Source organism: Pantoea sp. CTOTU50773 (assembly GCF_032082325.1).
Classification (GTDB): Bacteria; Pseudomonadota; Gammaproteobacteria; order Enterobacterales; family Enterobacteriaceae; genus Pantoea; species Pantoea communis.
Map to the genome: position 1 here is coordinate 1 of NZ_DAMDQC010000016.1, position 20,311 is coordinate 20,311.

At 52.9% G+C, this 20,311-nt stretch carries 22 protein-coding genes; 19 read left to right on the forward strand and 3 right to left on the reverse strand.

Annotation, left to right across the window (positions count from 1 at the left end; genetic code table 11):
* Window positions 1-85 precede the first annotated feature (85 nt).
* Window positions 86-1,144 (forward strand): acyltransferase, encoded by a 1,059-nt coding sequence (locus RT340_RS04275; protein WP_313374345.1) that lies wholly within the window; start codon window positions 86-88, stop codon window positions 1,142-1,144.
* Between the two features lie 40 nt (window positions 1,145-1,184).
* On the opposite strand, the gene RT340_RS04280 is transcribed toward RT340_RS04275, so the two are convergent.
* A complete protein-coding gene (locus RT340_RS04280; RefSeq protein WP_034824025.1) occupies window positions 1,185-1,508 on the reverse strand; it encodes an AzlD domain-containing protein in 324 nt (107 codons plus the stop codon).
* A 1-nt stretch (window position 1,509) separates the two neighbouring features.
* Complete coding sequence (locus RT340_RS04285) at window positions 1,510-2,250, reverse strand: AzlC family ABC transporter permease (RefSeq protein ID WP_313374347.1); 741 nt, start codon at window positions 2,248-2,250, stop codon at window positions 1,510-1,512.
* 104 nt (window positions 2,251-2,354) lie between these two features.
* Between RT340_RS04285 and RT340_RS04290 the strand changes: the two genes are divergently transcribed.
* The 15 genes from RT340_RS04290 (at window position 2,355) to RT340_RS04360 (ending at window position 16,305) form a co-directional block, all read left to right on the forward strand.
* Entirely contained in the window at window positions 2,355-3,188 is an 834-nt protein-coding gene (locus RT340_RS04290; protein ID WP_313374349.1) for an AraC family transcriptional regulator, read from the forward strand.
* An 18-nt stretch (window positions 3,189-3,206) separates the two neighbouring features.
* Entirely contained in the window at window positions 3,207-3,641 is a 435-nt protein-coding gene (locus RT340_RS04295) for a DJ-1/PfpI family protein (RefSeq protein ID WP_313374352.1), read from the forward strand.
* A 70-nt stretch (window positions 3,642-3,711) separates the two neighbouring features.
* Window positions 3,712-4,758, forward strand: a complete 1,047-nt coding sequence (locus tag RT340_RS04300) for a nitronate monooxygenase (RefSeq protein WP_313374355.1) — start codon at window positions 3,712-3,714, stop codon at window positions 4,756-4,758.
* Window positions 4,759-5,146: 388 nt separating this feature from the next.
* Entirely contained in the window at window positions 5,147-6,664 is a 1,518-nt protein-coding gene (locus RT340_RS04305; RefSeq protein ID WP_313374357.1) for a PRD domain-containing protein, read from the forward strand.
* A complete protein-coding gene (locus RT340_RS04310; protein ID WP_249221726.1) occupies window positions 6,651-7,127 on the forward strand; it encodes a PTS sugar transporter subunit IIA in 477 nt (158 codons plus the stop codon). Before RT340_RS04305 ends, RT340_RS04310 begins: the two co-directional genes overlap by 14 nt.
* A gap of 23 nt (window positions 7,128-7,150) precedes the next feature.
* The gene (locus RT340_RS04315) at window positions 7,151-8,605 is read left to right on the forward strand and encodes a PTS fructose transporter subunit IIC (protein WP_211728959.1); all 1,455 of its coding nucleotides are present in this window, start codon (window positions 7,151-7,153) and stop codon (window positions 8,603-8,605) included.
* The gene (locus RT340_RS04320; RefSeq protein WP_313374361.1) at window positions 8,568-9,428 is read left to right on the forward strand and encodes a ketose-bisphosphate aldolase; all 861 of its coding nucleotides are present in this window, start codon (window positions 8,568-8,570) and stop codon (window positions 9,426-9,428) included. The genes RT340_RS04315 and RT340_RS04320 overlap by 38 nt, the downstream gene beginning before the upstream one ends.
* 222 nt (window positions 9,429-9,650) lie before the next feature.
* Entirely contained in the window at window positions 9,651-10,085 is a 435-nt protein-coding gene (locus RT340_RS04325; RefSeq protein ID WP_045815588.1) for a RidA family protein, read from the forward strand.
* Window positions 10,086-10,087: 2 nt separating this feature from the next.
* Window positions 10,088-10,762, forward strand: a complete 675-nt coding sequence (locus RT340_RS04330) for a DUF1028 domain-containing protein (RefSeq protein ID WP_313374368.1) — start codon at window positions 10,088-10,090, stop codon at window positions 10,760-10,762.
* 14 nt (window positions 10,763-10,776) lie between these two features.
* On the forward strand, window positions 10,777-11,928 hold the full coding sequence (gene argE, locus RT340_RS04335; RefSeq protein ID WP_313374370.1) for an acetylornithine deacetylase: 1,152 nt from the start codon (window positions 10,777-10,779) through the stop codon (window positions 11,926-11,928).
* Between the two features lie 230 nt (window positions 11,929-12,158).
* A complete protein-coding gene (locus tag RT340_RS04340; protein WP_313374372.1) occupies window positions 12,159-13,307 on the forward strand; it encodes an ABC transporter ATP-binding protein in 1,149 nt (382 codons plus the stop codon).
* A gap of 3 nt (window positions 13,308-13,310) precedes the next feature.
* A complete protein-coding gene (locus RT340_RS04345) occupies window positions 13,311-14,306 on the forward strand; it encodes an NAD(P)H-quinone oxidoreductase (protein WP_313374374.1) in 996 nt (331 codons plus the stop codon).
* Complete coding sequence (locus RT340_RS04350; protein ID WP_313374376.1) at window positions 14,303-14,917, forward strand: glutathione S-transferase N-terminal domain-containing protein; 615 nt, start codon at window positions 14,303-14,305, stop codon at window positions 14,915-14,917. The genes RT340_RS04345 and RT340_RS04350 overlap by 4 nt, the downstream gene beginning before the upstream one ends.
* A gap of 12 nt (window positions 14,918-14,929) precedes the next feature.
* The gene (locus RT340_RS04355) at window positions 14,930-15,379 is read left to right on the forward strand and encodes a type II 3-dehydroquinate dehydratase (protein WP_045815582.1); all 450 of its coding nucleotides are present in this window, start codon (window positions 14,930-14,932) and stop codon (window positions 15,377-15,379) included.
* Window positions 15,376-16,305: a glyoxylate/hydroxypyruvate reductase A gene (locus tag RT340_RS04360; RefSeq protein WP_313374378.1), complete on the forward strand. Its 930-nt coding sequence runs from the start codon at window positions 15,376-15,378 to the stop codon at window positions 16,303-16,305. Before RT340_RS04355 ends, RT340_RS04360 begins: the two co-directional genes overlap by 4 nt.
* A gap of 6 nt (window positions 16,306-16,311) precedes the next feature.
* Here the strand turns inward: RT340_RS04360 and RT340_RS04365 are convergent, their stop codons facing one another.
* Entirely contained in the window at window positions 16,312-17,274 is a 963-nt protein-coding gene (locus RT340_RS04365) for a LysR family transcriptional regulator (protein ID WP_045815580.1), read from the reverse strand.
* A 344-nt stretch (window positions 17,275-17,618) separates the two neighbouring features.
* On the opposite strand from RT340_RS04365, the gene RT340_RS04370 reads away from it, so the two are divergent.
* The 3 genes from RT340_RS04370 to RT340_RS04380 all read left to right on the forward strand — a co-directional run.
* Window positions 17,619-18,650 carry an ABC transporter substrate-binding protein gene (locus RT340_RS04370; RefSeq protein ID WP_058961376.1) on the forward strand — a complete coding sequence of 344 codons (1,032 nt, stop codon included), beginning with the start codon at window positions 17,619-17,621 and terminating at the stop codon, window positions 18,648-18,650.
* A 64-nt stretch (window positions 18,651-18,714) separates the two neighbouring features.
* Complete coding sequence (locus RT340_RS04375) at window positions 18,715-19,569, forward strand: ABC transporter permease (RefSeq protein WP_097119146.1); 855 nt, start codon at window positions 18,715-18,717, stop codon at window positions 19,567-19,569.
* Between the two features lies 1 nt (window position 19,570).
* On the forward strand, window positions 19,571-20,311 hold a 741-nt coding region (locus tag RT340_RS04380), incomplete at its 3' end, for an ABC transporter permease (protein WP_313374382.1).

A 20,311-nucleotide genomic window follows, 5' to 3' on the forward strand; every position in this document is an offset into this window, starting at 1 on the left:
TTAATCAGAATAAGTCTGATGGTGAGTAAATAATTGTCAGTGCTAAGTTGCATTTACACATCCGGACATCTTTCCTGAGGGAATTATGCACGCACGCATCAAGCATCTTGACGGAATGCGCGGTCTTGCCATCTTAATGGTGATTGGTTACCACGCGTATGCACGTTGGCCAGAACTCTTGCCCTATGTAAACCTCACACAACATATTCCAGTTTTTTCATTTGGCTGGCTTGGCGTAGAGTTATTCTTCATGATTTCCGGCTTTGTCATATTTATGACGCTGGATAAGTCTGATAGCTATATCAGCTTCCTGAAAAAACGCTGGCTGCGACTGTTTCCGGCAATGCTGATTGCCAGTTTGTTACTCTATGCTGTGGGTGGGTTTTTCCCGGAATGGACAGCTATGACACCCTATGTCAGGAATCTGCTACCTGGGCTGATCTTCACTAATCCTGAAACGTTGACACAAATAACCGGTATTGAATTTAAATCGATGGCGGGTTCATTTTGGTCGCTGTACGTTGAAGCGGTATTCTATCTGATTATTGGTGCCATCTATTTTACACTGGGACGGAAATATTGCTTGCCGGGCTTGCTGGTGCCCATGTTACTGCTGTCCGCCTCCTCGGTATTAAAATCTTTAGGTCATCCCATTTTCATTGATGTTATTGCTAAGTTTGGTTTTATTCACTACGCGTGGTTTATGATCGGCTGCCTGGTGTATAAAAGAATGCATGGCCGTGACAAAGTGCTTCATTATGCGATTGTGGCTTTTGCCATGCTGATTAATTTCAGCTATTACGTCAAGAATGCCGGGGTACTGACGGTGATCCCGCTGCTGATAGTGATGTTGTTCTTCATTGCCAGTTTTTATTCTAAACAGCTTGAGCGTCTGTTATCACTTCGATTCTTCACCGCGATAGGTTTTGCCAGTTACGCGTTTTATCTGATACACGAAAACCTCATGATTGCCATGCTGATAAAACTCAACGTGCACATTAAAAGTGAGATGATCATGTTGCTCATGCCAATAGTGGTCGCCACCGGGCTGTATTATCTGGCCTGGTTTATCACCAAATATCTTGAACCGGCGTTGAGAAATATGTTGAAGGGAAAACGGACACCTGCAGCAGAGGCGGGTTGATATCACGGTGCGGAATTCATTCCGCACCCGATGCTTCACGTTACAAACCAAACCCATAACGCAGCGCAGTATACGCCACCATGCCAGCCAGCACGGTGGCAAACAAACCGCGCGTCACGATGCCGGTGATCGCCGCAATCAGCGCTGCCAGTAACGATAAACTCAAACCTGAAGCGGTTAACGCCGGCTTTTCGATCAACTCGGCCGTGACAATGGCCGCCATAATGCCCGCCGGGATAAAGCTCAGCCACTGTTGCGCCAGCGGGGCGAGTCGGAAGCGGGAAAGCAGCAGAATCGGGCCAACGCGCATCACCGCTGTGATCAGCGCGGCAACCACAATGGTCATCAGGACATTACGCTCCATGTTATTTCCCCTCCTTGTATTTCATGCGTAACAGCAGCGTGGCCAGACTGGCGGCCATTGAGGCGGCGATTATCACCACTACGCTGAGATCCAGATGTCCCGCAGAAAAATAGGTCACCAGCACCGCAACCACAATCGCCAGCGTCTCCAGCCATTTGCGGCGGCTGGCAAACCACGTCATTAGAATCAGCCCGATAAACATCGATACCAGACTAAAACTCAATCCGGCCATCAGCGATTCAGGGACGGCAGATGCGGCATAAGCGCCAATCACACAGGCAATAATCCAGTTCAGCCAGGCGGGCAGGTTAAGACCAAACATCCAGGCAAAGGCGATTTTGCCGTGCTGGCTGCCGTGCTGTACCGCGACGCCGAAGGTCTCATCGGTGAGCAGCAGGCCGCTGACGACTTTCTGCCAGCCACTTTGGCCACGGAAGAACACGCTAATCGCTGAACTCATCAGCAAGTAGCGCAGATTAACCAGCATCACACTCAGCACCACCGAGGTCATTTCCGCGCCTGCTGCCCATAGCGAATAAAATAAGAAATGCGCCGAACCGGTGTAGAGCAGCGTCGCCAGCAGCGCGGTTTGCAATACGGAGAAACCGGCCAGCGTGCCAATGGCACCCGCAGCAAAACCGATGCTCAGGTAACCGGGCACGGTAGGTAAACAGGCGATAAAACCCGCGCGAAAACTCAGTGGATCGCTGTGTTTCGGCAGGGTGTGACTATTCAACGACATGACAATTTTCCAAAACCTTCTCAACAGATGCACCAATTTTAAGCCACGATGCGCAAGGCTATAGTAAAATCCTGCTCCCGGAGTACATCAGCGAGGGATTTGTGATGCAGGAAAAACGTGATGACATCAAATTGTGGCGTGAGCGTGGTATGCACGGCGGTATGGAAATCCTGCGTGCACGCTGCTACGAGCACAGTTATCCGCCACACTTCCACGACGAGTTCGTGATCGCGGCGTTTGCCCGAGGGGCACAACGTACCCGCATTTGCCGTCAACAGGGGATTGCCGCCGCTGGCACGGTGATGGTGATTCTGCCGGGGGAGGTGCACACCGGTGAAGCGGTCCAGCGTGAGGAAGGATGGGATTACTGCGCGTTTTATCCTTCCGCCACACTGGTCAATGAAATTGCGGAGTCACAGATCGGCGGCAAAGGTGAACTCAATTTTGGTGCGGAAGGGATGCGTTACGATCCGCAGCTGGCGCAGCAGATGTTGCAGGCTTCCGCCGTGATGCAAGAAAGTCCGGACGCAGTGGAAAAAGAGTGTGCGCTGTTTCAGGTGCTGAGCGCGTTAATCCGTCAACACGGCGAACGCACGTTAAAAGGCGGTGAGCGGCATGCGTTACGCGCCGATATTCGGCAGGCAATCGATTTTCTGCACAGCGATTACCATCAGCCGCTGGCGGTTAGTGAAATCGCCGCCGTCGCCGGGCTAAGCGAATACCATTTTATGCGCACCTTCCAGAAGCTGACCGGCTTATCGGTACATCAATACCTCACGCAGATTCGTCTGATGCGGGCAAAACGACTGCTGTCGCAGGGCTTCGATGCCGCGCACACCGCCAGTGAAGTGGGCTTCTTCGACCAAAGCCACTTCATCAAGAAATTCCGCGCCCATTTTGGCATTACACCGGGTGCATTTGCGGCGGCATCGCAATGATGGAGCGAGGATCTTGCCATGACTTCCCGTAGCAAACCCAATGAACAGGCGACGCCGCTGTCGGTCGGTTTCGTCCTGCTGAACCGCTTTACGCTGCTGCCGTTTGCGGCTTTTGTGGATTGCCTGCGTCTCGCCGCCGATGAAGGCGATCGCAGCCGTCAGCTGCGCTGTAGCTGGACGTTTATGTCCAGCTCTGGCAGTGAAGCGACTTCAAGCTGTGGCGCGGTGATCTCGCCCTGTGAAGCCCTCAAGAACCCGGAACATTTTGACTACATCGTGGTAATTGGCGGGGTGCAGGATGACAAGGACAAAACCGATCATCGCGCGCTGGATGATATTCGCCTTGCCGCGCAGTTTGGCACGCCATTGGTCGGTTTATGTACCGGTGTTTTTGCATTGATTCAGGCTGGCGTGATGAAAGGCCAATCATCAGCCAAAAAGTTGAAGTGGTGAGTCATGCCGATTCTCTGCCACAGAAGGGGAGTTTAGGTTTGCCCAACTGCAAAATCAAAGGAATAGAAACATGACGAACGCCCTGTGTCAGGCGCTTCAGCTGCAATACCCGCTTATTCAGGCACCGATGGCGGGCGTCTCCACCCCTGAAATGGCCGCCGCCGTCACCAATGCCGGTGCGCTAGGTTCTATCGGTGTGGGGGCCTCCACTCCCGAACAGGCAGCTGTGATGATCGCGCAAACGCAGGCGCTCACCCGAGGCCCCATCAACGTCAACCTCTTTTGCCATGCGCCAGCGGTACGCGACGTTGAACGCGAGCAGGCGTGGATTAATCGCTTTGCGCCGTTGTTTGCGCGTTATGAAGCCGAGTTACCTTCGACTCTATCAGAGATCTATCAAACCTTCCTGAATAATGACGCGATGCTCAACGTGATTGAGCAGGCGGCGCCGGCAGCAGTGAGCTTTCATTTTGGCATCCCTTCTGCGGCAGTGATTCAACGACTCAAGGAGCGTGGGATCGTGTTGCTGGCCACCGCGACCAGTGTGGCAGAAGCATTGACCATCGCGCGCAGCGGCATTGATTTCATCGTGGCGCAGGGGATTGAAGCAGGCGGGCATCGCGGGCATTTTGATCCTCAGGCTTTCGACCATCAAATGTCGACCTTCACCCTGGTGCAGGCGATCCGTCAGCAAACTGCGCATCCGGTGATTGCGGCGGGTGGCATCATGGAGGGTTCAGGTATCGCTGCCATGTTGCAACTGGGCGCAACCGGTGTGCAGTTGGGTACCGCCTTTGTGATATGCCCGGAATCGGCGGCAAACGCGGCGTATCGCGCGGCAATGAAACAGGTCAGTGCAACCGGCACCGAACTTACCGCTGCGATTTCTGGACGTCAGGCGCGCTGTTTACGCAATGATTTCTGCGATTTTAGTCGTGACTTCGCCACCAGTGATGTACCGGATTATCCGTTGACCTATTCGCTGGGCAAAGCGCTGGCCGCAGCGGCTGCGGCGAAACAGCACCACGGCTTTGGCGCGCAGTGGGCTGGGCAGGGTGCAGCACTGGCGCGGGAAATGCCTGCGGGTGAGCTGGTCAGGTCGTTAATGCGTGCATAGCCTGCTGTCACTCTCTGTATCTGACCGCGTAATGGCGGTCAGATTTTCGCAAATCAGCTGAACTATTTGGTTAACGATATTAATGTCACCTGATTCGGCAGGTTGAAAGGTGTAGTGCGGAAACGATGCATTGCCAGTTTTAATGTCACATTTTTAAAATTTAGAGACGTTTTAAAGCGACAAAATTTCTCAAATTGATAACCCCGTCATTATTAATCCTTCATCCGCAATTCCTGAGTACGCCAACAACTTTCTTTTATCGGAAACACCCACAAAATGAAATTTAAGTGTTCAACGATATGTCCACAATCTGTCCATCATTTAGTATTTAAGCCGGGATCGAAACCTTTTATAAAGCTATTCATGGAATGGCGCAGGGTCTTCAATAATGACAACACTGAACAAGAGACAAAGCGGAATTATCGATTATCTTGCGGCTGAAAATGATTGGGTAGCCGCTAATCGTGTTGCGGAATCATTTGCGATCTCAGTGACCACCTTACGTCGTGATATTGAAGTTATTAATACGTCTCTTGGTGATCAGAATAGCCACATTAAAAGCAAGCCAGCCCTTGAGCTGCGTTATGATGGCGGTTCACCTTTTAATCGTGTCTATGTCAGTGTGACAGGAATAGAGGGTGAGATTTTTACGACCAAGCGTTTAGTAGGCATTGCGACGGATTTATTAACGCAGTCGCCTCAGCCGATTTCCATCAGTGCGTTGGCCGAAAAGTATTACGTGAGTCGCTCTTCCATTGTCGAAGATCTGAAGAAAGTCGAGCTTTGGGTGGCTGGTTTTGCTTTGAGGATGGTGAAAGACCACTCCGGCACGCATCTCTGCGGTGACGACCTGAATATTCGGATGGCGTTAAAAGAGATTATTACTAATAGTGTATTCAGCCACTATAAAATGGTAGATAGCCGCATTGACCGCTTTTCTCGCACAAAATTAGTGGATCAGTTTGGGAAAGTGAATGTCGAAAATTGTACCTCTTTAATTGGCTTTATTGAAAGCGAACTCTCAATAGCCATCAGTGAGCCTTACTACACTAATTTGTTCTCTCATCTGTTGGTCACTATTCAGCGCGTCTCTGGTTTAGCGGAGCAACCCACGATCACAAGCTTTCATCGACACAGTTGTAAAGAGTGGATGATCGCAGAGAAAGCCGTGTCATGGCTGGAACAAGAGTACAATTTACGCCTGCCAGAAATCGAAGTCAGTTATATCTATCAATATATTATTTCATCCGGCCATCATGTATTAAAGGCTGATGCAGGAAATTCATTACCGCAACACAGTGAAGCAGATGAATATGCTAGCAGATTTATCGCTGCCTGCTCGCAGGAGCTCGGTCTCAATCTTAGCCTGGACGCAAAACTACGCCGTGATTTGGCTCAGCATATTAAGCCGATGCTCAACCGTCTCACGTATGGCATCGCTATTCATAATCCTCTATTAGAGGACATCAAATCGGAGTTTGGCCGTGCGTTTGAATCTGTCAGATATGCCACGGAACAACTCAGCGTGAATTTTGATTATCCGGCCACATCTGACGATGAAGCCGCTTACCTTACGCTCTATATTCAGGCTGCGTTAGAGAAATTCAGTGCCTGTAAGAAAATCATTATTGTTTGTTCCAGCGGCGTCGGCACATCTCAGCTTTTAGCCAGCCGTATTAATCGTGCATTCCCTGAGTGGGAAATCGTCGATATTGTGCCTGGGAGTCAGTTGAGTGCCACGTTAGGCATAAAAAACTGCGATCTTATTGTTTCAACCATCAAATTAGAAGACGTTGAGTTACCCATTGCCTATGTCTCAGCGCTTTTTTCAAAAAAAGATATTGCAAGGGTTTCTGAAAAGATAATTTTCACTGAAATTATAAAGGAGAGTGATGATGCTCGATAAGGTGGTAGTCTCAGATATTCTTAGCCGCTCCTGTGTTGTTACCGATTTTGTGGCAGGTAATAAGGTAGAGGTGATCGAGTATCTCTCACAATTGTTATTTTCAGAAAATATCATTAGCGATAAAGCCCTCTTTATTCGCGATGTTCTGGCACGTGAAGAACTTGGCCCAACCGGCTTTGATAATCAGGTTGCCATCCCCCACGGTAAGTCATCAGCCGTGCGTGAAACGCGAATGGCGGTGGCCCAATTACGCCATCCTGTTGATTGGGAAACAGAAGATGAGGTCGCCGTCCGGCTGGTCATTCTGTTTGCCGTCAGAAATGCGGATAGCGGTATCGGGCATATTAAAGTATTAGCCAGTGTGTCAGTCGCACTTGGTGATGATGAAATTGTTGAGCAACTTATGCAGGCAGAGGGCAATGAAGCGTTGTACCGCTTAATTGTCAACAATACCGGATTATAAACTTTTCTATCTGGAGTTTTCTCATGAGACTCATTGCGATTACCGCCTGTCCAACAGGCGTAGCACACACCTATATCGCCGAAGCGAATCTAAAAAAGAGCGCGGCTAAAATGGGTATCGATATATTAGTGGAAACCCATGGAGCAGTGGAGAGTGAATACCATTTCACTGACGAGGATATTAATAATGCCGATGCGGTACTGATTGCAGCGGATAAAATGATTGATACCGGAAGGTTCAAAGGTAAGCGTATATTCAAAGTTCCGGTGGCACGTGCGGCCAAGGATGCCACTGGCTTGTTGAATAATATTCTGAACGGTGCACTAAAACCTGAATTAGCCGGTGAGACCTCCTCAATCAGGATTGATGATGCGCCCAATTTCTCAGGTGGAAAGTCATTAGCCTCTCAACTTTATATCCATCTGATCACCGGCGTGAATCTGATGATCCCCTTTGTGGTGGCTGGCGGAATATTGATTGCACTCAGTTTCTCATTCGGCATCACGGCCGCTACGCCGGGTGACGCGAATTTCAGCCCCATCGCCAAAATGTTATCCGATGTCGGAGGCGGCGCGGCTTTCGCGCTGATGCTGCCGATATTGTCCCTCGGGATCAGCAAATCCATCAGCGGTAACCTCGGTATTGTATCTGGCGCGGTAGGCGGCATGTTAGCGGTGCATACCGGCGCTGGTTTTTTAGGTGCCTTGTTTGCAGGGTTCCTCGCCGGGTATATCACGTTATTTGTCGTAAAATATATTCAATTGCCAAAAGCCCTGGCCGGGCTCAAACCTATTCTGATCGTACCATTATTGACGGTGCTGCTGACCGGAGCACTGATGATTCTGGTTATTGGTCAGCCTATCAAATTGCTGCTAGAGGCATTAACCACCTTCTTGCAAACCATGGGAAATATGAATGCTGCGGTGATGGGCTTAATGATTGGCATCATGGTGGCATTTGATATGGGGGGACCGTTAAATAAAACCGTCTGCATGTTTGCTATCGGATTAATGTCGACCGGAATCTATGAACCGATTGCGGCCTGCATGGCCGCGGGCATGGTACCTCCAATCGGTATTGCGCTGGCGACCACGTTATTCAAACGTAAATTTACCGCGCAAGAGCGTGAAACCGGAAAAGTCACCTATGTATTAGGACTCTCATTTATCACCGAAGGCGCCATTCCCTACGCTGTTTCTGATCCTCTGCGTGTGATTCCCGCTATCTGTGCGGGTTCTGGCTTGGCCGGGGCACTTTCAATGGGACTCGGCTGTGCTTCTCGCGCACCGCACGGTGGGGTGTTCGTGCTGTTTATCCCCAATGTGATTACACATGTACTGGCTTATATCTTCGCGATTGCTGCCGGTGCGTTATTCACGGCAGTGATCCTGCGTGTCATTAAAAAAGATGTTAATCAGACCCAGACTGAAGGAGTGAAAGATGTTAATCAACATGAAGAATCTTTTGAGCGTGGCTAAAAATAATAAGTTTGGCGTAGGCGCTTTTAATATCGCTTCAGCAGAATTCGCGCGCCTGGTGATTGAGGTTGCAGAAGAGTTACGTGCCCCCGTGATTCTTGAAGTGCATCCGGTTGAGCATGATTTCTGTGGTGATGCCTTTATTGTTTATTTACGCGAATTAGCCGCCAAAGCCAGCGTGCCGGTGGTTATTCATCAAGATCATGGTCAGTCACTGGAACACAATATCAAAGCGATTCAGACCGGTTATACCTCGGTGATGATTGATGCCTCTTTGCTGGCATTTGAAGACAACATCGCCCTGACGCGAAAAATGACGGAAATAGCGCATGCAGCAGGGGTTTCTGTCGAAGCGGAGTTGGGCACCATTGGTGTTGCTGAAGGCAGTTCAGAAGGGGGGCACAGTGAGATCCTCTATACCGATCCTGACCAGGCCGCGCGATTCGTCAAAGAAACAGGCGTTGATACCCTTGCAGTCGCTATTGGCACCTCACATGGCCTTTATCCTGTGGGCAAACAGCCGAAACTGGATATCCCACGACTCAAAGAGATCGCTGCACGGGTGAATATTCCCCTGGTATTACATGGCGGGTCGGGCAATAAAGACAGTGAAGTGGCAGAAGCTATTCAGCACGGTGTAGGAAAAATTAATATCTCAAGCGATATGAAGAAAGCATTCTTTGTGGCGCTCGAAGATGAGATTAAACGCGGCAGTCATGAACCCAGTGAATTGTTCCTGAAACCGATGGCGGCAGCGAGAGAAGTTGTCGCTCACAAAATGCGCTTATTCTCTTCGGCGGGTAAAGCAGAGCTTTACGCTTGAGCGATGGTAGTCAGTGAAGGGTAATGCATCACTCTTCACTTTATTCACTAAGGCCGTAGCGAAAGGTACGGCCCCCTCAAATTATTGATGGCAGATGCCTGCCTGCATAACGAAATAAACGGGTTAGGATTTACTTAACCAACACCTCGGTTAATGCTGTTTTGTCTGCTGCGCGTCGCGCGGTATACCTTGCGGGACATCCATTCATCTCCGCAGGCAGACATGAGCACACATACACGCATCCGCAAATTCAACACCAAAGAAACGTACCCTAACCAAAACCTCGACAACGATCTTTGCCAGGCTGTGCGTGCCGGGAATACCGTTTACGTACGCGGTCAGATTGGCACTGACTTCGAGGGCAATCTGATTGGGCTTGGCGATCCGGCTGCACAGGCCGATCAGGCGATGAAAAACGTCAAGCAGCTGCTGGAAGAGGCGGGCAGCGACCTGTCACACATCGTCAAAACCACCACCTATATTATTGACCCGCGTTATCGTGAGCCGGTTTATCAGGTCGTGGGTAAATGGCTGAAGGGTGTGTATCCGATCTCAACCGGACTGGTGATTTCAGGGCTGGGTCAGCCGCAGTGGCTGATGGAAATTGATGTAATCGCGGTTATCCCGGACGACTGGCAGCCACAAGCAGGAGCCTGATCATGACGTTATCAATTGTAGGACGCTGTGCCGAGACCGGTCAGATGGGTATCGCCATTAGCTCATCCAGTATTGCCGTCGGCGCGCGCTGCCCTTGGTTACGCACCCAGGTGGGCGCCGTTTCCTCACAGAACATCACCTTACCGGCGCTGGGCCCGCGCATTCTTGACCAGTTGCAGCAGGGAAAATCTGCTCAGGCCGCCTTAGCCGCCGGGCTGGCGTCTGACGAATATCATCAATATCGCCAGGTCACCGTGCTGGCGGCTGATGGGCAAAGTGCCTGCTTCAGCGGAGAAAAAACCTTAGGAGTGAACCACGCGCTGAGTGGTGTGGATTGCGTGGCGGCAGGAAATTTACTCGCCAATCCCGAGGTAATCGTCGCGATGGTAAACGCCTTTGAGCGGAGCGAGGGGCACCTCGCCGATCGCCTGATCTGTGCCATGCAGGCAGGTATGAAGGCGGGAGGTGAGGCCGGGCCAGTACATTCGGCTGCGCTGTCGATAATAGCTGAACCAGTCTGGCCTATTGTTGATCTGCGCGTTGACTGGACCGAGGCCGATCCCATCGAGGAGCTCAACACCCTGTGGCAGGCTTATCAGCCTCAGATGCAGGATTACGTGATCCGCGCATTGGATCCCACCAAAGCCCCCAGCTATGGCGTACCCGGCGACGAGTGATGCAAGGAGCTTCTATGGTGACCAGCCGTACGTTACTGGCTCAGTTGGTGGCCTTTGATACCACCAGCCGTGAGTCCAATCTGGCGCTGATCGATTTTGTCTGGCGCTATCTGACCGATCTGGGTGTGAACTGCGAACTGATTCATAACGCTGAGCGCAGCAAAGCCAATCTGTATGCGAGGCTCGGTCCCGCAGGCAAGGGCGGCGTGATGCTCTCAGGGCACAGCGATGTGGTGCCTGTAGATGGGCAAGCGTGGAGCGTTCCGCCTTTTGCGCTGACCGAGCATGACGGCAAACTCTACGGGCGCGGCACCGCGGATATGAAGGGATTTATCGCCTGTATGCTGTCGGCCGTACCGCATTTTCTGGCACAACCTCTCACTCAGCCGCTGCATCTGGCGATCTCTTATGACGAAGAAGTGGGTTGCCTCGGCGTCAGAACCTTGCTGGATGCGTTAGCGCAGCGCCCGGAAAAGCCGGACATTTGCCTCATCGGCGAACCCACCGAGCTGCAACCGGTTTTAGGCCACAAAGGCAAACTGGGCATGCGATGTGAAGTGCAGGGCGCGGCGTGCCACTCTGCTTATGCGTCACAAGGCGTGAATGCTATCGAGTACGCAGCGAAATTGATTCATCGACTAACCGAGATGGGTGAGCGACTGGCTGCTGCGGAAAATCAGGATGCGCGTTTTGATCCGCCTTTTACCACCGTGCAAACCGGCGTGATTCAGGGCGGGCGGGCGCTGAATATTGTGCCTGCAGAATGTAGTTTTGATTTTGAAGTTCGCACCTTACCCAAAGATGATGCGCAACAGGTAGCCGACGAACTGGAGCGTTACGCACAGCGCGACCTGTTGCCCCTTATGCAGGCCGTCAATCGCGACACGTCGATTCGTTTCACATCTATCAGTGGTTATCCCGGTTTATATACTGACGCGGAGAGTCCCGCAGCGCGTTTGATTGCGCACCTGACCGGTACCGACAGCTTTAGCACGGTGGCCTTTGGCACCGAGGGCGGCTTGTTCCATCAGGCTGGTATCCCAAGTGTTATCTGCGGTCCTGGCAGTATGGCGCAAGGGCACAAACCCGATGAGTTTATCAGCCTGGAACAGCTGACCGCCTGCGATGCCATGTTGCGGCGGTTAGCGGAGTGGATGTGTCTATAAAGTGACACTGTCACTCATTGCGCAAGCTTATTGAGCCACACCCTTCATTTATCTCGTTATTGTTTTCATCAATCACACATCAGGCTGAAGGGCGCGGTTATCAGGCCGCGCCCAGCCAATTTGCCTGCTTTAACTTTTCCAAACACCAGCTTCAGGAAGCACTAACCGCATGATGCACGCATTCACCGTATGCTGGTGGTAAGCAAAGATAGCCCGTTTCTGGAGAGTCCATGGTCAGTGCAGAAGTCACCCCGTTCCCGCAGCCCGACGTGCTGCATCCTGTAGCCCACAAAGCCAACGTTGCCGTGCAACTGGATGGCGTACTTAAACGCTTTGGCGATGCCATAGCGCTACACAAAATTTCGTTAACCATCGAAGAGGGTGAGTTTATTACGCTGCTCGGCCCATCAGGCTGTGGCAAAACCACACTGCTAAACCTGATGGCAGGCTTTGCCGAAGCAGATGGCGGCGAGATCTTTATTGATGGCGATCTGGTCACCGAGATCCCTCCTTACCAGCGTGAAATCGGTATCGTCTTCCAGAACTACGCACTGTTCCCGCATATGACCGTGGAGAAGAATGTTGGTTATGGTTTGCGTATGCGCGGTGTACCCAAGGCGGAGATCGCTGAGCGTGTAGAACAGGCATTAGCGCTGGTTAAACTGGCGGGCTACGGTCAGCGTAAGCCGCGTGAACTTTCTGGTGGGCAGCAGCAGCGTGTTGCCCTGGCGCGCGCTCTGGTGATTCGCCCGAAAGTGCTGCTGCTGGATGAGCCGTTTTCCGCACTCGATAAAAATCTGCGTTTATCGATGCAGGTCGAGTTAAAAGCTATTCAGCGCAAACTCGGCGTCACCACGGTATTTGTCACCCACGATCAGGGCGAAGCGCTGAGCATGAGTGACCGGGTAGTGGTGATGTCTGCTGGACACGTTCGCCAGATTGGTACCCCGGATGACATCTATCGCCGTCCGCAGGATCCTTTTGTCGCGGGATTTGTCGGCGATGTGAATATCTTGCCAGGCCACTACGCTGGCCGCGACAGCACCGCCGTTATAGAGCTAGGTGGCAATAAACTGCGTCTTCCGTCAGAGCGAGTAAATGCCCATGTGGGCGAACGTCTTGATGTCTACATGCGCCCAGAAAACCTGCAACTGGCACCGTTGAGCCCCCACTCCCTGTTTAGTGCCACGGTGATTACCCATGTATTCCAGGGTGATCATGTGGATGTACATCTTGATGCGCCAGCACTGGGCAGCGCGGCATTATTTGCGCGCCAATCGGGACTCGAATCCCTGACGCGCTGGCCGGTAGGCAGTGTGGTGGGCGTGAGCGTTGATGATGAAGGTGTTTGTGCGTTTAGCGCGGCGAAGCAAGGATAATCGATGTTACCTGAAATGATGAACGCCGTAATAGCACGCCAGCCCGGCGGTCCTGAAGTACTGGCATCAGTCAGCCGTCCTGTGCCGCAACCGGCGGCTGGAGAAGTGTTGATTCGCGTCAGCTGTGCCGGCGTTAATCGCCCGGATATTATGCAGCGTAACGGTATGCCGCTACCGCCAGGCACCACCGATATTCTCGGGCTGGAAGTCTCAGGCACCGTGGTCGCACTCGGCGCGGGGGTCGAATACCCGGCGGTCGGGAGCGCCGTCATGGCGTTACTGAGTGGTGGCGGATACGCCGACTATTGTGTCGCGCGTGCCGAACTCTGCCTGAGCGTTCCGGATAGCTTGCCGTTGGATCATGCCGCTGGCGTGCCGGAAGCCGCATTTACCGTCTGGCATAACCTATTTGAGCTGGGCCGTCTGCAACCGGGTGAAACGGTATTGATCCATGGTGCTGCCAGCGGCGTCGGGACCTTTGCGATTCAATGCGCTCAGGCGTGCGGAGCAAAGGTATTCGCCACCGCGGGCGGTGCCGATAAAATCGCCGCGCTGCAGCAACTCGGTGTTTGTCGAGCCATTGACCGACATCACGAAGACTTTGTTTTCGTTATTGAGGATGAAACCCAGGGCCGCGGTGTGGATGTGGTGCTGGATAACGTAGGCGGCGATTACGTGGTGCGTAACCTCAGCGCTTTGGCACCAGGCGGACGCCACGTGAGTTTGTCGTTTATGCAGGGGGCGAAAGTTGAGCTCGACTTACAGCTGGTGATGCGCAAAGGGTTAAGCCTGACGTCATCCACGTTGCGTCCCAAAAGCGCCGTAGAGAAAGCACGGCTGGCGCAAAACATCAGCAAACACCTGTTGCCACTGATGGCGAGCGGAAAAATTTCCCCGATCATTCATACGACATTACCGCTGGCACAGGCCGCCGACGCCCATCGCATTCTTGAGGCCAACGCCAACATCGGCAAAGTGCTGTTAAAGGTGGCGCCATGATGCAGCTCTTTTACGCCAGCACCTCGGCGTATGTGCGTAAAGTCATGGTCTGTGCACAGGTGTTGGGGTTAGCCGACGCGATCGTGTGGCTGGATTCGGCGGCACATCCTGTCGAACGGGATGAACGCATCGCGGCATTTAATCCTCTGGCGAAAGTGCCCGCATTGCGAACCCATCATGGACTTTGTCTGTATGACAGCCGCGTCATTTGTGAATATCTGAACACGCTGTCACAAGGCACGCTGTTCCCCGCAACCGGGGATGCACGCTGGCAAAGCCTGACACGACAGGCATTAGGCGATGGCTTAATCGATGCCGCTTTATTGGCCCGCTACGAATTTAGCGCGCGTCCGGAAGAGAAACAGTGGCAAAACTGGGCCGACGCGCAGTTAAAAAAAGTCACCGCCGCTCTGGCAGAAATCGAACGACAGGTTTCGCAATTCAGCCCGCAGCCTGATGATATTGGTTTGATTGCAATTGGCTGTGCACTGGGCTATCTCGATTTTCGTTTCGCAACGCTTAACTGGCGTGATAGCTATCCGCTGACTGCCGCATGGTTCGCCCGTTTTGATGCTCATCCGCCAATGGCCGCAACGCGTCCGCACGTTTAATCAGGAGTTTTCATGTCACAGCAAATCTATTTTCTGAATGGACCCAATGCCAATTTGTACGGCCTGGATAAAAACGGCACCTACGGAAGCGAGAGTTTTGTCAGCATCGGCGAACGTTGCCAGCGCCGCGCAGCATCACATGGCGTGGTATTGCACTTTCGTCAAAGTAACCATGAGGGCGTCCTGGTCGACTGGATTCAGGAAGCGCGACAAAACGCCGCCGGGCTGATTATCAATGCCGCCGGTTTGACCTACAGCTCAGTGCCAATTCTGGATGCATTGCTGATGTTTGATGGCCCGATCATCGAAGCGCACATGAGCAATATCTGGAAGCGTGAGCCGTTCCGCCATCACTCCATGGTATCCAAAGCGGCAACCGGTGTGATAGCTGGACTCGGCGTGTTGGGCTACGAACTGGCCATTGATGCGGTGGTCACCCTCATCAAGGCGGATGTGGCATGACAACCCTGGTGTTTTACAGCGAGTTTGACAGTTACTCCGAGTGGTCAGCACTGCTGGCCCCACATCTGCCCGGTGTCACAATTTGCCGAGCAGAGGAGGTTCTGGACACCAATGACGTGCACTTCGCGCTGGCGTGGAAACCGCCGCACGGTTTTTTTGCCCCGTACCGCAATCTTAAGCTGTTGGTGAATCTTGGTGCGGGTGTTGATTCGCTGGTAGGACGCGATGACCTGCCGGATATCCCGATTATCCGCCTGTCCGATCCTGATATGGCCAGGATGATGGCTGGCTATGTGCTGTTCGCGGTGCTGCGCTATGCGCGCGACATCCCGGCATTTGAACGGGCGCAACGCGAGCGGCGCTGGCACTACCTTCATCCTCGGGTGCCATCAAGCGTACGGGTTGGCGTGATGGGTTTGGGAGAGTTGGGGGCTTTTGCCGCGCAGGAATTAGCACGGCAGGGGTTTGCTGTGCGTGGCTGGTCACGCTCACAAAAAAACATTGCCGGTATTGAATGCAGCAGCGGGCTGGCATCGCTGGATGATTTCCTCAGTCAGAGCGACATTTTGGTCGTGATGTTGCCATTAACGCCGAGTACCACCGGTTTGCTCAGCCAACAACGGCTGGCGCAACTGCCAAAGGGGGCGGCCTTTATCAATGTGTCACGCGGCGCGATTGTAGATCAGGCTGCGCTGACCTGCGCGCTACAATTGGGAGATATTGCCGAAGCTACGCTGGATGTGTTTGACCGCGAACCGTTGCCGCCGGAAGATCCGCTGTGGCGTATGGAGAATGTGCTAATCACCCCCCATCTGGCCTCGGTCGCCATTCCCGCCAGCGCAGCGTTACAGGTTGCTGAAAATATTCAGCGCGCCGCGCGCGGGGAAGCGGTATCCAATCAGGTGTTCCCGGAACGCGGATACTAAGCGGGTTCAGGCCACGCGCACCACTTGCGGGTCGAAATAGCTCGGGGCTGCCATGCCCGGAATGTATTGATCGGAGATGAACATCTGGCAACGTTCGGCAAAGGCGTTCACCACCATGGATTGCTGGGTGTTAGCCATGGTGGCATAGCCGAGTTGCATCGGCTTGTTCACGCCTGCCAGACGCACGCGGATCAGCCGTTTGCCATCCTGTGACAGGTGCGCTTTCGGGCGCACGTTGGCAATGCCAAATCCGACGCCGTTGGCCACCATGGCGCGCACCACTTCCATATTGCTCGAGCGCATCACCACATTCGGCGCCACACCCGCTTCACTGAACAGGCCGAGGAAATATTCGCGGCTCCATGGCATATCCAGCAACACCATCGGCATCGTTGCCAGGTCCTGAATGGTTACCGCCGATTGTGTCGCCAATGGATGATGTTCGCCCACCATCACATACGGCGGCAACTGCGCCAGGGATTTAAACGCCACGTCATTGGCCGGCACTAAATCATAAGTGAGGGCGATGTCGATATCTGCCGAGCGTAATTGCTTCAGCAATTGCTCGTGGTTGCCTTCGACGAGGGTGATACGCACGCCAGGAAATGCGCGACCAAAGCCAAACACCAGTTCCGGCGTCAGCATCGGTGCCAGCGTATCCAGACAGCCCACACGCAGAGGACCACGCACGTTGTTGAGTGACTCAGAGGCGATGGTATAGAGATTGTTCATCTGATCCAGAATCAGCTTGGCCTCTTTTAACACTTGATGACCAATAGCCGTCAGGGAGACGCCCTGCGCATGGTGACGCACAAACAGCTGCACCCCCAGCTCAGATTCAATATGTGTAATAGCTGCGGAAATCGACGGTGATGAAACGTGAATACGTTCCGAGGCACCAATAATGCTTCCGGCCTCACCGGACGCGACAAAGTATTCCAGCTGACGCTGGGTGATGCGACTGAGCATGCAGATTCTCCTGGGATCGCCGACGCGATCATGTCGCGCCAGTCATTGTAATAGTCCCGATGACCCTGCATTAATCATGCCAGAGGACGGTTAACAGCATAATCGCCTGACCGCTCCATCACGCCCATTCGCTTCTGCCTCATCACTGGTTAAGAAAATCCGTTGTAAAGCAGCGTCCTTTTTAGCCTCAGAAATTCTGATGCAAGGGCGAGGAAAAGGCTGTTTTACCGAATCACCTCGCGACGGCATTATCCCAGCAACACCAGAAGAGTCCGATAGCACTGTTTTGGTGCATCGCGTTTCACATTGCTGTTACAGCCATTTCATTCATTGGGGACGAGAATATGTTGCGTAAGATTTTTGCCTTAACGTTGCTGACGACGAGTGTATTAACTGCAGGTAATGCAATGGCCGCCGACAAGCTGATTGTCAGCACCTGGGGCGGCAGCTTTAAAGACCTGATTGATGAAACCATCGCCAAAGAGTTCACCAAAGAAACCGGCGTCGAGGTGCAGTTTGTCACCGGCGGCACCATTGATCGTTTGAACAAAGCCAAGCTGGCGGGTGGCACACCGGAGACGGATGTGACCTTTACCACCGCGCACGTCGGCTATCTGTATGCCAACAGCGGCCTGTTTGAAAAGCTCGATATGAGCAAAATTCCTAACGCGGTGAATCTGGTTGAGCAGGCGAAGGTCAGCCCGTATCACCTCGGCGTGTGGGGCTATGTCTATACCATCGGCTATCGCCCGGATCTGGTACCGAAAGGTGAAACCTTCACCAGCTGGAATGACCTGTGGAAACCAGAGCTGAAGGGCACGCTGGCCCTGCCAGATTGGGACCCAAGCCATATCATTGCCGTTTCCGCCAAACTCTCCGGGGCTGATGCCGCACACTGGCAGCAGGGCGAAGCGAAGATGAAAGCGCTGATTCCGAACATCAAATCCTTCTATACCGATGACGCCAACAGCCAGCAGTTGATCTCCACCGGTGAAACACCCGTGCAGGTGATGCTGTCGATGAATGCCTACAGCATGATGGCCGAAGGGGTGAACATCAAACTGGCGATACCGAAAGAGGGTGCCATTTTGGGTGTGGACACCGTGGGCATCAACAAAGGGACCAAACACGCCGATCTGGCCTACAAGTTTATGAATATCGCGCTGAAACCGGAAATTCAGGAGCAGGTGGCGAAGATCTATCGTGGCAGCCCAACGGTGACCAACGCGCATATCGATCCTGAACTGGCGAAATTGCCTGGCATGTTGACCACGCCAGCGCAGTGGAATGCCACCATCAACACCGATCCACAACTGCGTGCCGAGAAAACAGCCGAATGGCGCCAGTGGTTCTCTGAAAACATCATGTCTCACTGATTGGTTCATCACGGGCGGCCACCAGGCCGCCCACAAGCAACACTTTATTCAGGCAGCAACGTCTATGACGAGAAAACCGACATTCTTACCCTGGTTCATTATTCCCGCCACACTGACAGCACTCGGACTGGTTGTGGCCATGTTCGCGGTGATGCAGTTTAGCGTGCGGGCTTATATTCCCGGTTCGCTCGACGTGGGCGGATTTACCCTGGCTAACTTTAACGGACTGCTGAAAAGCATTTACGCCGATGCTTTTATTAACACGGTGATGTTAAGTGCCAAAACTGCCATCTTTGGCCTGCTGATGAGTTACCCATTGGCCTATGCGCTGGTGCGCACGCGCACCACCTGGATCAAATCGACGATTCTGATTATCGCGATTACGCCGCTGTTTCTCGGTGAAGTGGTGCGTACCTACTCGTGGATTATCGTGTTGGGAAACAGTGGCTTCCTGAACAGCCTGCTGCTGGCACTCGGCATCATCTCAAAACCGATTCAGTTTATGTTCACCCAGAGCGGCGTGGTGGTAGCACTGGTGCACGTCACCATGCCGATCATGGTGCTGATGCTGGCCACGGCGCTGTCGCATATCAACCCTGACTATGAAAAAGCGGCAACCAGTCTCGGTGCCGGACCCGTTCGTACCTTATTGACGGTGACGATTCCACTATCGATCCCAGGTATCGTGGCCAGTCTGACCACGGCATTTGCCTGGACCTTTAGTGCTTTCGCCACGCCGCAGTTGATTGGTGGCGGACGCGTAAGCACCGTGGCAACCATGGTGTATCAGCTTGGTTTCTCGTCAATGAACTTCCCGTTTGCCGCCGCGCTGAGTATTGCCGGCTTGATTCTGACCATCCTGCTGCTGATGGCATTGAAACGCCTGACCCGCTTCCTGCACGCTATGGGAGAACATTAATATGACCCGTTCGATGAACGATAAACTGGTGACGCTGGCCGGACGTTTGCTGGTGGCCGCCATCCTCATTTTTGTCATGCTGCCCACCGTTGTGGTGTTTATCTCTTCGTTCAGCAGCACTGCGGTCCTGTTTTTCCCGCCCAAAGGCTGGTCGCTGCGCTGGTTCGAGCGTGCGGTGAATTACGATGATTTTCGTCACGGCTTTTATTCCGGACTGATCGTCACCGCGTGGGCATCTTCGCTGGCAGTGATCATTGGTGCAACGCTGGCGATTGCCATTGAGCGCTATTCCTTTCCGTGTAAGCGCGTGCTGGAAGGCATTTTACTGTCGCCACTGTTTATCCCGCATTTCACTATCGGTTTAGGACTGCTGATGCTGGTCTCACAGCTGGGCCTCGGGCGCGGCTATCCGCTGGTGATTTTCTGCCATATTGTGCTGGTGCTGCCATTTGTATTGCGCAGCGTCTACGTTTCGCTCAAGAACCTCGAACAGCGTATTGAAATGGCGGCAGCCAGTCTGGGTGCTTCGCCACTGCGGGTCGTGTGGACCATTACGGTGCCGTTGATTTTACCGGGCCTGTTTGGTGGCTGGATGTTTGCTGCGATTCTCTCTTTTAATGAATTTACCGCGTCGCTGTTTATTACCACCCAGGCAACACAGACCTTGCCGGTCGCCATGTACAACTATGTGCGTGAATTTGCCGACCCAACGCTGGCCGCGCTGTCAGTGATTTATATTGCG

Excerpts from the sequence above, each read along its gene's own strand:
- RT340_RS04275 (WP_313374345.1), top strand. The coding sequence starts at position 86 with ATGCACGCACGCATCAAGCATCTTGACGGAATGCGCGGTCTTGCCATC.
- RT340_RS04280 (WP_034824025.1), bottom strand. The coding sequence starts at position 1,508 with ATGGAGCGTAATGTCCTGATGACCATTGTGGTTGCCGCGCTGATCACA.
- RT340_RS04285 (WP_313374347.1), bottom strand. The coding sequence starts at position 2,250 with ATGTCGTTGAATAGTCACACCCTGCCGAAACACAGCGATCCACTGAGT.
- RT340_RS04290 (WP_313374349.1), top strand. The coding sequence starts at position 2,355 with ATGCAGGAAAAACGTGATGACATCAAATTGTGGCGTGAGCGTGGTATG.
- RT340_RS04295 (WP_313374352.1), top strand. The coding sequence starts at position 3,207 with ATGACTTCCCGTAGCAAACCCAATGAACAGGCGACGCCGCTGTCGGTC.
- RT340_RS04300 (WP_313374355.1), top strand. The coding sequence starts at position 3,712 with ATGACGAACGCCCTGTGTCAGGCGCTTCAGCTGCAATACCCGCTTATT.
- RT340_RS04305 (WP_313374357.1), top strand. The coding sequence starts at position 5,147 with ATGACAACACTGAACAAGAGACAAAGCGGAATTATCGATTATCTTGCG.
- RT340_RS04310 (WP_249221726.1), top strand. The coding sequence starts at position 6,651 with ATGATGCTCGATAAGGTGGTAGTCTCAGATATTCTTAGCCGCTCCTGT.
- RT340_RS04315 (WP_211728959.1), top strand. The coding sequence starts at position 7,151 with ATGAGACTCATTGCGATTACCGCCTGTCCAACAGGCGTAGCACACACC.
- RT340_RS04320 (WP_313374361.1), top strand. The coding sequence starts at position 8,568 with ATGTTAATCAACATGAAGAATCTTTTGAGCGTGGCTAAAAATAATAAG.
- RT340_RS04325 (WP_045815588.1), top strand. The coding sequence starts at position 9,651 with ATGAGCACACATACACGCATCCGCAAATTCAACACCAAAGAAACGTAC.
- RT340_RS04330 (WP_313374368.1), top strand. The coding sequence starts at position 10,088 with ATGACGTTATCAATTGTAGGACGCTGTGCCGAGACCGGTCAGATGGGT.
- argE (WP_313374370.1), top strand. The coding sequence starts at position 10,777 with ATGGTGACCAGCCGTACGTTACTGGCTCAGTTGGTGGCCTTTGATACC.
- RT340_RS04340 (WP_313374372.1), top strand. The coding sequence starts at position 12,159 with ATGGTCAGTGCAGAAGTCACCCCGTTCCCGCAGCCCGACGTGCTGCAT.
- RT340_RS04345 (WP_313374374.1), top strand. The coding sequence starts at position 13,311 with ATGTTACCTGAAATGATGAACGCCGTAATAGCACGCCAGCCCGGCGGT.
- RT340_RS04350 (WP_313374376.1), top strand. The coding sequence starts at position 14,303 with ATGATGCAGCTCTTTTACGCCAGCACCTCGGCGTATGTGCGTAAAGTC.
- RT340_RS04355 (WP_045815582.1), top strand. The coding sequence starts at position 14,930 with ATGTCACAGCAAATCTATTTTCTGAATGGACCCAATGCCAATTTGTAC.
- RT340_RS04360 (WP_313374378.1), top strand. The coding sequence starts at position 15,376 with ATGACAACCCTGGTGTTTTACAGCGAGTTTGACAGTTACTCCGAGTGG.
- RT340_RS04365 (WP_045815580.1), bottom strand. The coding sequence starts at position 17,274 with ATGCTCAGTCGCATCACCCAGCGTCAGCTGGAATACTTTGTCGCGTCC.
- RT340_RS04370 (WP_058961376.1), top strand. The coding sequence starts at position 17,619 with ATGTTGCGTAAGATTTTTGCCTTAACGTTGCTGACGACGAGTGTATTA.
- RT340_RS04375 (WP_097119146.1), top strand. The coding sequence starts at position 18,715 with ATGACGAGAAAACCGACATTCTTACCCTGGTTCATTATTCCCGCCACA.